General features: G+C 70.0%; 11 protein-coding genes. 6 read left to right on the top strand and 5 right to left on the bottom strand.

Going from position 1 to position 11110, the window contains the following annotated elements; all coding sequences use genetic code 11:
• From RT309_RS10400 to RT309_RS10390, 3 genes are all read right to left on the bottom strand, one after another.
• Positions 1-329, bottom strand: a 329-nt coding sequence (locus tag RT309_RS10400; RefSeq protein WP_313356820.1) for an aldehyde dehydrogenase family protein, incomplete at its 3' end; no start/stop codon positions are given.
• Positions 329-1009, bottom strand: coding sequence for a GntR family transcriptional regulator (locus RT309_RS10395; RefSeq protein ID WP_313356818.1), 681 nt, complete (start codon positions 1007-1009; stop codon positions 329-331). The genes RT309_RS10395 and RT309_RS10400, both read right to left, overlap by 1 nt.
• Positions 1006-2490 (bottom strand): fumarylacetoacetate hydrolase family protein, encoded by a 1485-nt coding sequence (locus RT309_RS10390; protein ID WP_313356816.1) that lies wholly within the window; start codon positions 2488-2490, stop codon positions 1006-1008. Before RT309_RS10390 ends, RT309_RS10395 begins: the two co-directional genes overlap by 4 nt.
• A gap of 133 nt (positions 2491-2623) precedes the next feature.
• Between RT309_RS10390 and RT309_RS10385 the strand changes: the two genes are divergently transcribed.
• The gene (locus RT309_RS10385; RefSeq protein ID WP_313356815.1) at positions 2624-4027 is read left to right on the top strand and encodes an MFS transporter; all 1404 of its coding nucleotides are present in this window, start codon (positions 2624-2626) and stop codon (positions 4025-4027) included.
• Between the two features lie 98 nt (positions 4028-4125).
• Here the strand turns inward: RT309_RS10385 and RT309_RS10380 are convergent, their stop codons facing one another.
• Positions 4126-4815 carry a helix-turn-helix domain-containing protein gene (locus tag RT309_RS10380; RefSeq protein ID WP_313356813.1) on the bottom strand — a complete coding sequence of 230 codons (690 nt, stop codon included), beginning with the start codon at positions 4813-4815 and terminating at the stop codon, positions 4126-4128.
• Between the two features lie 105 nt (positions 4816-4920).
• Between RT309_RS10380 and RT309_RS10375 the strand changes: the two genes are divergently transcribed.
• From RT309_RS10375 to RT309_RS10355, 5 genes are all read left to right on the top strand, one after another.
• Entirely contained in the window at positions 4921-6777 is a 1857-nt protein-coding gene (locus RT309_RS10375; protein ID WP_313356811.1) for an FAD-dependent monooxygenase, read from the top strand.
• 203 nt (positions 6778-6980) lie between these two features.
• The gene (locus tag RT309_RS10370) at positions 6981-7931 is read left to right on the top strand and encodes an ABC transporter ATP-binding protein (RefSeq protein ID WP_313356810.1); all 951 of its coding nucleotides are present in this window, start codon (positions 6981-6983) and stop codon (positions 7929-7931) included.
• A gap of 1 nt (position 7932) precedes the next feature.
• The gene (locus RT309_RS10365) at positions 7933-8691 is read left to right on the top strand and encodes an ABC transporter permease (protein WP_313356808.1); all 759 of its coding nucleotides are present in this window, start codon (positions 7933-7935) and stop codon (positions 8689-8691) included.
• A gap of 9 nt (positions 8692-8700) precedes the next feature.
• Positions 8701-9780 (top strand): histidine kinase, encoded by a 1080-nt coding sequence (locus tag RT309_RS10360; protein WP_313356807.1) that lies wholly within the window; start codon positions 8701-8703, stop codon positions 9778-9780.
• Complete coding sequence (locus RT309_RS10355; protein ID WP_396654445.1) at positions 9774-10394, top strand: response regulator; 621 nt, start codon at positions 9774-9776, stop codon at positions 10392-10394. Before RT309_RS10360 ends, RT309_RS10355 begins: the two co-directional genes overlap by 7 nt.
• 12 nt (positions 10395-10406) lie before the next feature.
• Here RT309_RS10355 and RT309_RS10350 read toward each other — a convergent pair.
• Positions 10407-11110 (bottom strand): thiamine pyrophosphate-dependent enzyme (locus RT309_RS10350; RefSeq protein WP_313356804.1); only part of this gene is annotated, 704 nt, incomplete at its 5' end.

The raw sequence follows: 11110 nt of genomic DNA, 5'->3' as shown, positions 1-11110 counted from the left end.
GCCTGGGTGATGGGCAGACCCGAGTCGAACGATTCGAGCTCGGCCAGGCGCGCATCGCGCGACTCGACGATGTCGGCGATGCGGTGCAGCACGCGCGAGCGCTCACGCGGCAGCATGCGCGGCCACGGGCCCTCGGTGAACGCCCGGCGGGCGGCGGTGACGGCGCGATCGATGTCGGCCTTCTTGCCGGCCGCGGCGTGCACGTACGTCTCGTTGGTGACGGGGTTGAGCACCTCGAAGGTGTCGCCGTCGACCGAATCGACGAACTCGCCGTCGATGTAGTGCTGGATCTTCGCGGGGAGGTCTGCGGGGGTGTAGACGTCGGTCATCATCGTCCTTCTTCGCTGGTGTGGGAATGCCGGGTAGCCAGGAACGCGTCCCGGGTGCGCCAGCGATGGTTTCGCGCGGCCAGCTCGATCTCGAGCGGCTCGGCGCCGTCTCGGATCAGCCGGAGGATCTGCTCGTGCTCGTCGACGGAATGCCGGGCCCGGCCCGGCACGAACGAGAAGGTGGAGTCCCGGATGCCCGAGAGCCGGCCCCATCCGCGGTGCACGAGGTCGAGGATGTGCGGGTTGGGGCACGGCTCGAACAGCACGGAGTGGAACTGCTGGTTCAGCTGCGTGAAGCGGTGCGCGTCGAAGTGGTCGAGCAGGTCGCGCATCTGCTCGTTGATCGCGGCGGCGCGCGCGAGGGCGCTGTCGTCGAGCAGGGGCGCCGACAGCGCGGTCGCCGAGCCCTCGATGAGGCCGAGGGTCTGCATGGTGTGCGCGTACTCGTCCTCATCGATCAGCGACACGTGCGCGCCGACGTTGCGCTCGAAGGTCACGTAGCCCTCGGCCTCGAGGCGGCGAATCGCCTCGCGCACCGGCACGACGCTCATCTGCAGCTCGCGGGCGATCGCGCCGAGCACGAGCCGGTAGCCCGGTCCGTACGCGTGCGAGGCGATCCGCGAGCGCAGCCACGTGTAGGCCTGCTCGGACTTGCTGCCCTCACGCACGAGAGTCGTCATGACGTGGGTCCCTGAGCCGGCCGAAGGGCGTACTTCGCCCGCCACTCGGCGTTCATCGGGAACAGCCCGTCGACGGGGTGACCTGCGGCTACCTGCTCGGCGATCCAGGCATCCTCGTCCTCCTGAGCGAGCGCCGCGTCGGCGACCTCCTCGGCCAGATGCGCGGGGACGACGATCACGCCGTCGCCATCGCCGACGATCACGTCACCCGGCTGCACGGTCGCCCCGCCGCAGCCGATCGTGACATCGAACTCCCAGGGCACGTGCTTGCGGCCCAGCACAGAGGGGTGCGCGCCCTTCGAGAAGACCGGGAGGCCGATCTCGGCCACGGCGTCGAAGTCGCGCACGCCGCCGTCGGTGACGACTCCGGCAGCTCCCCGGGTCTTGGCCCGCAGCGCGAGGATGTCGCCGAGTGTGCCGGTGGTCTCGTCGCCGCGTGCCTCGATCACGATGATCTCGCCCTCGCCGACGGCGTCGAAGGCGCGCTTCTGCGCGTTGTATCCGCCGCCGTGGCTCGTGAACAGGTCTTCGCGGGCGGGCACGAAGCGCAGCGTCTTGGCGGTGCCGACGATCTTGGCTCCGGGCAGGTTGGCGGAGAGCCCGTCGATGAAGCAGGAGCGCAGGCCGCGCTTGCGCAGCTGGCTCGACAGCCCCGCCGTGGGGGCGGCCTCGAGTTTGGCGCGCAGCTCGGCTGACAGCCCATCCTGGGTCCCTGAGCCGGTCGAAGGGCCGACGGAGGGCAGCCCTGCCAGCTCACGCGAACCCCAGGCCTCGGCCCGCTGCAGGTCATCGACGGCCGGCATCGAGCCGAGCGCGGGGTCGAACTCGACGTCACCCTGCGTGACCGTGGTGCGCAGGAGTCCCGAGGAGGGGGCGCCGGGGGCATCCGGGGCATCCACCTCGATCTCGACCACGTCGCCCGGCACGATCACGCTGGAACCTGCCGGCGTGCCGGTGAGGATGATGTCGCCCGGCTCGAGCGTGAAGTGCTGCGAGAGGTCGGCGACCAGCTGGGGGAGGGGGAAGAGCAGGCCGGCCGTGGTGTCGTCCTGCGCGAGCTCGCCGTTCACCCAGGCGCGCACGCGCAGTGCGGCCGGGTCGACGGCGGCGGCGTCGATGAGCTCGGGGCCCACGGGGGTGTAGCCGTCGCCGCCCTTGGAGCGGACGTTCGAGCCCTTGTCGTTGGCGCGCAGGTCGTAGAGGCCGAGATCGTTCGACGCGGTGACGGATGCCACGTGCGCCCACGCCTCGTCGACCGAGACCCGGCGGGCGGCGGTGCCGATGATCAGCGCGATCTCGCCCTCGAAGGCGAGCAGCTCGGTGCCGGCGGGGCGCTCGACCACGCCGTCGGTGCCGGCGAGGGAGCTGGCGGGCTTGAAGAAGTAGGAAGGGGCGGCGGGGCGGCGGCCGCGCTGGTCGGCACGTGAGACGTAGTTGAGGTGGATCGCGATGATCTTGCCTGGTCGGGCGAGCTCGGTCATAGGGCGCCTCCTTGCCGGGTGCACGGACGACTCCGAGAGAGTCCTTGTGCGTCGTATTCGAAATCGTATATGATCCCTCTGCGGGTGGCAAGCATCTGATCACCACCCCCGACAGAGTCGTCAAAGGAGCATCATGAGCGAGCAGTCACGCCGTTCCCGGGCACCCCGTCCCCCCGAGGGATTCACCCCCACCGGCACGATCGCCAATGCGGCCGATCGTCGCCGCGTCGTCTTCGCCACGGTCGTCGGCACCACCGTCGAGTGGTACGACTTCTTCATCTACGCGACCGCGGTCGGGCTCGTCTTCGGGCAGCTCTTCTTCGCGCCGCTGGGCGCGAACAGCATCCTGATCGGCTTCGCGACCGTCGGGATCAGCTTCCTCTTCCGCCCGTTGGGCGCCTTCCTCGCAGGACACTTCGGCGACAAGGTCGGCCGCAAGGCCGTGCTGATGTGGACGCTGATCCTGATGGGCGCGGCGACCGCGTTGATCGGCGTGCTGCCGACCTACGAGGCGATCGGCGTGGCGGCTCCGCTGCTGCTGGTGCTGCTGCGGATCCTGCAGGGCCTGTCGGCGGGAGGCGAGTGGGGTGGCGCGGTGCTGATGGCCGTCGAGCACGCTCCCAAGGCCAAGCGCGGCATCTTCGGTGCGTCACCGCAGATCGGTGTGCCGCTCGGCCTGCTGCTGGCCTCGGGTGTGATGGCGATCATGACGGCGATCGCCCCGGGTGAGCAGTTCCTGGCGTGGGGCTGGCGTGTGCCGTTCCTGCTCAGCATCGTGCTGATCCTCATCGGCTACTACGTGCGTCGCAACGTCGAGGAGAGCCCGGTGTTCGCCGAGCTCGCCGAGCGCAAGGAGGAGGCGCGGATGCCGATCGTGCAGCTGTTCCGCAAGCACCTGCTGCTCGTGATCGTCGCCGCGCTCGTCTTCGCCGGAAACAACGCGGTGGGATACATGACCACCGGCGGTTACATCCAGAACTACGCCACGAACCCCGACGGCCCGATCGGGCTCGAGCGTGGACCGGTGCTGTGGGCGGTCACCGGCTCGGCGGTGACCTGGCTGCTCTCGACGCTGCTGGCGGGATTCGTCAGCGACAGGCTCGGCCGTCGCACCACCTACATCATCGGCTGGGTGCTGCAGCTGGGCGGCGTGTTCGCGCTGTTCCCGCTGGTCAACACCGGCAACGTCGGTCTGCTCTTTGCGGGGCTCGCCATCCTCACCATCGGCCTCGGCTTCACCTACGGCCCGCAGGCGGCGCTGTACACCGAGCTCTTCCCGGCCAGCATCCGCTTCTCGGGGGTGTCGATCTCGTACGCGATCGGCGCGATCGCCGGTGGCGCTTTCGCCCCGACCATCGCGACCGCGCTGGTGCAGGCGACCGGAACGACCATGTCGGTCACCTGGTACCTGGCCGGTATGACCGTGATCGGACTCATCGCGACCCTGCTGCTGCGCGACCGCAGCGGCATCCCGCTCGGGCCCGACCACGAGGCCGAGCAGGCGGTGAGCCCGATCCGCGGGCTGGCCAGGGCATGAGCATCCGTCGATTCTGACGGGCTTCTGCAGGTCTGAAGGACGATTCGAGCCGGATCGTCCTTCAGGCCTGCATCCGTCATGGGGAACGGATGCGGGGATCAGCCGTCGAGGGCTGTCCGGATGACATCCGCGGAGCGCTGCAGGCGGTCGGCGACCTCGGCATCCGCCACGCGGGATGCCACGTGCACCACGGCGATGGCCGCCGGGCGCGCACCCCGCAGCGGCAGCGGCACGGCGATCGACTTGAGGTTCGGGATCACCTCGTCGTGACTGAGCGCGTAGCCGCGCTCGCGCACGGTCTCGACCTCGGCGCGCAGCCCCGCATCGACCCAGGGCCACTCGACATCACGCAGCTGCGCGAGGATCGCCTTGCCCGGGGCACCGACCGTGACCGGATGCCTGGTGCCCGGCCGCTGCGCGACATTCGCCACCGCGTGGCGCGGTTCGACGCTGGTGAGCGTGATGACCTCGTCGCCGTCGAGCACGGCGAGGAACGCGGTGAGGCCCAGATCGTTGGCGACCGCCGTCAGCTCGGGCAGCGCCTCGGCCTGCAGGTCATGCGCGACGCCGGCCGCGAGGGCCGCCATCCGTGGACCGAGGGCGGCGAGACCCGCGGCATCGCGAGCGACGAGCCGGTGATCCTCGAGCGTACGCAGCAGGCGGTACGCGACCGAGCGGTGCACCTCGAGGCGGGTGGCCAGATCGTCGATCGACAGGGGACCGTCCGCGAGGATCTCTAGGATCCGGATGCCGCGGCTGAGCGTCTGCGAGGCGGGGGCGGCGGTCATCGGTGGCTCCTGATCCCTTGTGGCACATCGGCGCTTCGTATACGATCTGTTCAATAGTAGAACGCTGTGTTCCAATATAGAACACGCCGGAAGGAATCGACGACGATGCAGTTCCACCACCACGGCTATGTGTCCCACGACCCGCGGGTGCTTCCCGCCGAGGGTCTGGGTCTCGACCGGCCGGACACGCTGCCCGACGAGGTGGACGTGCTCATCGTCGGCTCGGGGCCGGCGGGCATGCTTCTCGCCGCGCAGATGTCGCAGTATCCGAACGTGAACACGCGCATCATCGAGAAGCGCGACGGGCGTCTCGTGCTCGGGCAGGCCGACGGCATCCAGCCGCGCAGTGTCGAGACCTTCCAGGCGTTCGGGTTCGCCGAGCGCATCACCGCCGAGGCGTACAACATCGGCTGGATGAACTTCTGGGGGCCCGACCCCGAGAACCGACAGAACATCGTGCGCACCGCCCGCACGGCCGACTACGCGTACGACATCTGCGAGTTCCCGCACCTCATCGTCAACCAGGCCCGCGTGCTCGACTACTTCGCCGAGGCGGCCGCCGACGGCCCTGGGCGCATCGTGCCCGACTACGGCGTGGAGTTCGCAGGGCTCACCGTGCACGACGAGGGCGAGCACCCCGTCGAGGTGCGGGTCAGGGATGCGCGCGGGGAGCGCACCGTCCGCGCCAAGTACGTCGTCGGCTGCGACGGGGCACGCAGCGGCGTGCGCACGGCCATCGGGCGCACGCACGTCGGCGACGTGTCGGCGCACGCGTGGGGCGTCATGGACGTGCTGGTCAACACCGACTTCCCCGACTGGCGCACCAAGTGCGCGATCAACGCCGAGGCGGGCAACATCCTGCACATCCCGCGCGAGGGCGGGTACCTCAGCCGGATGTACATCGATCTGGGTGCGGTCGCCTCCGACGACGACCACCGGGTGCGGCAGACGCCGATCGAGGAGATCATCCGCAAAGCCAACGAGATCCTGCATCCGTACTCGATCGACGTGAAGGACGTCGCCTGGCACAGCGTGTACGAGGTCGGCCACCGCGTCACCGACGGCTTCGACGACGTCATCGACGGATCGGGCCGCACCCCGCGCGTCTTCCTCACCGGCGACGCCTGCCACACGCACAGCGCGAAGGCGGGCCAGGGCATGAACGTGTCGATGCAGGACGGCTTCAACCTCGGCTGGAAGCTCGGCTCGGTGCTCACCGGGCGCAGCCCCGAGACCCTGCTGGCCACCTACGGCGCCGAGCGCCGGCCGGTTGCGCAGCAGCTGATCGACTTCGATCGCGAGTGGTCGAGCCTGATGGCCCGCAAGCCCGAGGAGATCAGCGACCCGCAGGAGCTGGCGACCTTCTACCTCGGCACGGCCGAGTTCCCCTCCGGTTTCATGACCCAGTACACCCCGTCGATGATCACCGGCACCGATGCGCATCAGGCGCTGGCGGCCGGCTTCCCGCTGGGCAAGCGGTTCAAGTCGGCCGAGGTCACGCGCGTCTGCGACGGCAACGTCATCCACCTCGGCCATCACGCCAGGGCCGACGGCCGCTGGCGCGTGTACGCCTTCGGCGATGCCTCGGGCGAGGGCCTGGGCGCGTGGGCGGCGCAGGCGGCGCCGGTCTTCGCGCGCTTCACCCCGGTGGATGCCGACGTCGACGCGGTCTTCGACGTGAAGGCCGTCTACCAGGGCTCGTACGAAGACGTCGAGGTGACGACCGCGCCTGAGCTGTTCGCCCCGAAGACCGGGCCGCTCGGCCTGACCGACTGGGAGAAGGTCTACGCGTCGGCGCCGAGCAAGTGGAACGACACCGACATCTTCGAGGCCCGCGAGCTGTCGCGTGACGGCGTCGTGATCGTCGTGCGCCCCGACCAGTACGTCGCCGCGATCCTGCCGCTGGACGCGGTCGACGAGCTGGCCGCGTTCTTCGACGGGGCGCTGCTGCCGGCATCCTGAACCTGGTCTGCGCTGCGGAACGCAGGACGTCACGCGAAACGCAGGAGCCGATCTCGAATCCGCTCCTGCGTTTCGTGCGTTCTCCTGTGTTTCGCGCGTGACGGGATGCGGAGGATGTCGGCCATCCGTACATGACAGGTGTCACGCGGAAGGCGTGACAGCGCCCTCCGGCGTCCGGCTGCGCGCAGCGGGAGAGTGGAGGCATGACCACAGCGACAGCCACGGCAGAACCCGATGCGACGACCGCCGATGCACCCGCCATCGTCCTGGCTGGCGTGCGCCGCCACTACGGCACGGGCGACCGCCGCGTCGATGCGGTCGCCGGCCTGGACCTCACCGTGAACCGCGGAGAGATCATGGCCCTTCTCGGGCCCAACGGCGCAGGTAAGACCACCACCCTCGACATGCTGCTCGGGCTGACGCCGCCGAGCGAGGGACGGGTGACGGTGCTCGGGCAGACGCCGGCGCGAGCGACGGCATCCGGCGCGATCGCCGCCGTTCTGCAGACCGGTGGGCTGCTCTCCGACCTGTCGGTGCGTGAGACCGTCGAGGTCATCGCGTCGCTGCACGGACGCGAGGCGCTCGGTCGCGTGACGGAGACGCTCGAGCGGGCGGATCTGCGAATGCTCGCCCGTCGCCGCGTGTCCAAGTGCTCGGGAGGCGAGCAGCAGCGCGTCAAGTTCGCGCTGGCCCTGGTCGCGGATCCGGGCATCCTCGTGCTCGACGAGCCGACCGCGGGCATGGACGTCACCGCTCGCCGTCGTTTCTGGGACGTCATGCGGGCGGATGCCGATGCCGGCCGCACCATCGTCTTCGCCACGCACTACCTCGAAGAGGCGGAGCAGTTCGCCCGCCGCACAGTCGTGATGAATCGCGGCCGCATCGTCGCTGACGCTCCGACCGATCGGCTGCGTGCCAGCCTGGGCGCTCGAACCCTCGCCGCGACGCTGCCCCCAGAGGGCGTGCGGGCGATCCTCGACATCCTGCAAGCCCGTCCCGATGTCACGGACCTGCGCGTCGACGCCGGCCGCGTCAGCCTGCGCGCAGCCGACTCGGATGCCGTGGCATCTGCTCTTCTCGCCTCAGGGGCGCACGATCTGGAGATCGTCGCAGCCACCCTCGAGTCCGCCTTCACCACCTTGACGGAGAACTGACATGACCACCATCTCACCCACCATGCTGCGGATCGAGGCGCTGCGTCAGCTGCGCAACCCGTACACCCTCGCGTTCACGCTGGCGATGCCAGTCGCCATGTACCTGCTCTTCGGCGCAGGCAGCGACGTCGGGCACCTGTCCGCAGGGCACGGGAACGTCGCGTTCTACATCATGGTCTCGATGGGCGCCTACGGCACCGCTGTTGCGATGAGCTCGCTCTCGTCGCTCGCCGCCGCTGAGGCCAAGCAGGGGTGGGGCCGCCAGCTCGCCATGACGCCGCTCGGCACCGCAGGCTACGCGCTGACGAAGCTCGTCAACGCGCTCACCTTCGCCGTGCTCGCCCTCGTCGCCGTCTTCGTGGCGGGCGTCGCCACCGGCGCGCAGGCCGACGACATGTGGCGGTGGGCGGCGGCAGCGGGGATCGTCCTCGGGCTGGGAGTGACGTTCGGCTTGTACGGGCTCGGCGTGGGGCTGTTCTTCAACAGCGACTCGGCCGCTGCTCTGGCGTCGATCTCGATGACGTTCTTCGGCTTCCTCGGCAACGTGTTCATGCCGCTCGACGGCGTCATGCTCGAGATCGCCCGCTTCACCCCGATGTACGGCTTCGCCGCGCTGGCGCGCTGGCCGCTCACCGACGGCACCCTCACGACAGGCCAGACGGACCCGCTGTGGATGCTTGTGCTCAACATCGGCGCATGGACGGCGTTCTTCGTCCTGCTCGTGGTGGCCGGAGCGAAGCGCTCGCGTGCCCGGCGATAGGCTCGAGCGGTGACCACGCACGCCGCGACGAACCCCTGGGAGCGCTTCGGGTGGATGATGGCCGTCGTCTGGCTGGTCTTCCTGGTCTATCCGGTCATGGCGCTGCTGCGCTCCGACGCCGCGCCGCACTGGATCAGCATCGGCTGGTTCGCGATCGTCGCGTTCGCCGTGCTCTACGTCGTGGGCTTCATCCGTGGGATGTCAGACGGCACCGCCGTTGGAGACGCCCCTCGATCCGGGCAGTGGGTCATCTTCAGTGCACTGATCGTCTGCGCGCTGGTCTCGGTGCCCGCCGAGGGCGGTTCGGCGCTGAGCTTCCTGCCGTTCATCATGTCCTTCGCGTCATACGGGCTGACACGCCTCTGGCACTGGATCACCACCATCGCCTCCCTGGCGGTGACCACTGCGACCGTGCTGCTCGCGCCCAACGGGCGCAGCTACGCCTCGGTGCTCGCCATCATCGCGATGGTCGGGGTGGTGAACACCGTCTCGACCTGGCTCATCATCCGCTCGGCGCAGGCTGAGGCACTGGGACGGGAGCTGGCGACCAGTGAGGGCAGAGAGGCGGTGGCGCGTGACGTGCACGACCTGATCGGACACTCCCTCACGGTGGTGCGGCTCAAGGCCCAGCTCGCTCGCCGGCTGATCGACTCCGACCCGGATCGCGCGAAGGCCGAGCTGGAGGCGATCGAAGAGCTCACCGCCGAGGCCATCGCCGGCGTGCGCTCCACTGTCGCGGGTGCCCGCATCGCCGCGCTCGCCGACCAGCTGGCTGCGAGCCGAGAGGCCCTGCGCGCGGCCGACATCGAGGTGCGCGTCAGCGGCGAACCCGACGTGCTGTCCCCGTCGCAGGCGCTCACCTCCGGGTGGATCCTGCGTGAGGCGACCACCAACGTGCTGCGGCATGCTCGTGCGAGCGTCGTGAACGTGCGCATCGCCCCCGGTCGATTCGAGGTGCACGACGACGGAGTGGGCTCCGGCGGCAGGGAGGGCAATGGGGTGCGCGGGATGCGCGAGCGGGCAGCCGCGGCCGGAGCCGCGTTCGCCGTGCGTTCGGACGCCGGCACCCACGTGGAGGTGACGTGGTGAGCGCCGAGGCCATCCGCCTGCTTCTCGTCGACGACCAGGCGCTGATCCGCGGTGCCATGGCCGCCCTGCTCGAACTCGAAGGAGACATGACGGTTCTCGGCACCGGGGCGGACGGCACGGATGCCGTACATCTCGCAGCCGAGCTGCGACCGGATGTCTGCCTGATGGACATCCAGATGCCGGGGCTCGACGGGATCGAGGCGACGCGCGCCGTGCGCGCAGCCTGCCCGGACACCCGGGTGCTGATCGTCACGACATTCGCGCGCCCGGGCTATCTGCGCTCGGCGCTGGCTGCCGGTGCCGCCGGGTTCGTCGCCAAGGACGCCCCGGCCGAGCAGCTCGCCGAGGCCGTGCGCCGGGTGCATGCGGGATTCCGGGTGCTCGACCCCTCTCTCGCTGAGCAGAGCCTGTTCGAGGGTGCCAACCCGCTCAGCGAGCGCGAGCGCCAGGTGCTGAGGCTCGCCGCCGACGGACGAACAGCGGGGCGCATCGCCGAGGAGGTCTTCCTGTCGCCGGGCACCGTTCGCAACGTGCTCTCCTCCGCGATCGGCAAGACCGGGGCATCTAACCGCGCCCAGGCCGTGCGGTCGGCTCAGGACAAGGGTTGGATCTGAGACGATGCCGGGTCAGGAGTTCACCCGGATGATCTCCTCCTGGTACGGCGCGATGACCTTGCCCGAGATGCGCAGGTCGAGCACGAGGAAGCGGCGTTCGGCCGGATCTTCGGACGCCCAGGTGCGCAGGCGGTCGAGGTCGGCGAGCGTGCGCACGACGACGCCCTCCGCGCCGACCGCGGCCGCGAAGGCGGCGAAGTCGACCTCGGGGATGAGCATCGGCGCCTCGGCGAGACCCTTCAGCCCGTACAGGTTGACCTCGGCGCCGTAGGCCGCATCGTTCCAGATCACCGCGACACCGCGGCCTGCCGCTGCGCGCACGGCCGACTCGAGGTCGGCGATGGCCATCAGACCACCGCCGTCTCCCGAGGTGAGCACGACGGTCTGCTCGGGGCGGGCGCGGGTGGCGCCGACGACGCTCGGCCAGCCCTGCCCGATCGACTGGAAGGCGGTGCCGACCATCATCATCCGATCGGGAGCGGTGACCGGCCAGTACATGTTCGCCCAGCCGATGAAGTGCCCGCCGTCGGAGACGACGACGCGGTCGTCCGGCAGCAGCTCGGCGATGCGGCGTGCGGCGGAGCGCGGATCAAGGCGGCCGTCGACGGCGACCTCATCGCCCTCGGCATAGGCGCGAGCGGATGCCGCATCGACCGTCTCGCGCCAAGGGGTGCGCCCGTCGCCCGCGGTCGCGTCGGCCGTGCCCGCCGCCGAAC

This window comes from Microbacterium sp., assembly GCF_032084865.1.
Classification (GTDB): Bacteria; Actinomycetota; Actinomycetes; order Actinomycetales; family Microbacteriaceae; genus Microbacterium.
Note: the sequence above shows the minus strand (reverse complement) of the source record. Positions and strands in the feature narration are given on the sequence as shown.

What these genes read in the sequence shown, in the direction of transcription:
- RT309_RS10395 (WP_313356818.1), bottom strand. Translation starts at nt 1,009, where the DNA reads ATGACGACTCTCGTGCGTGAGGGCAGCAAGTCCGAGCAGGCCTACACG.
- RT309_RS10390 (WP_313356816.1), bottom strand. Translation starts at nt 2,490, where the DNA reads ATGACCGAGCTCGCCCGACCAGGCAAGATCATCGCGATCCACCTCAAC.
- RT309_RS10385 (WP_313356815.1), top strand. Translation starts at nt 2,624, where the DNA reads ATGAGCGAGCAGTCACGCCGTTCCCGGGCACCCCGTCCCCCCGAGGGA.
- RT309_RS10380 (WP_313356813.1), bottom strand. Translation starts at nt 4,815, where the DNA reads ATGACCGCCGCCCCCGCCTCGCAGACGCTCAGCCGCGGCATCCGGATC.
- RT309_RS10375 (WP_313356811.1), top strand. Translation starts at nt 4,921, where the DNA reads ATGCAGTTCCACCACCACGGCTATGTGTCCCACGACCCGCGGGTGCTT.
- RT309_RS10370 (WP_313356810.1), top strand. Translation starts at nt 6,981, where the DNA reads ATGACCACAGCGACAGCCACGGCAGAACCCGATGCGACGACCGCCGAT.
- RT309_RS10365 (WP_313356808.1), top strand. Translation starts at nt 7,933, where the DNA reads ATGACCACCATCTCACCCACCATGCTGCGGATCGAGGCGCTGCGTCAG.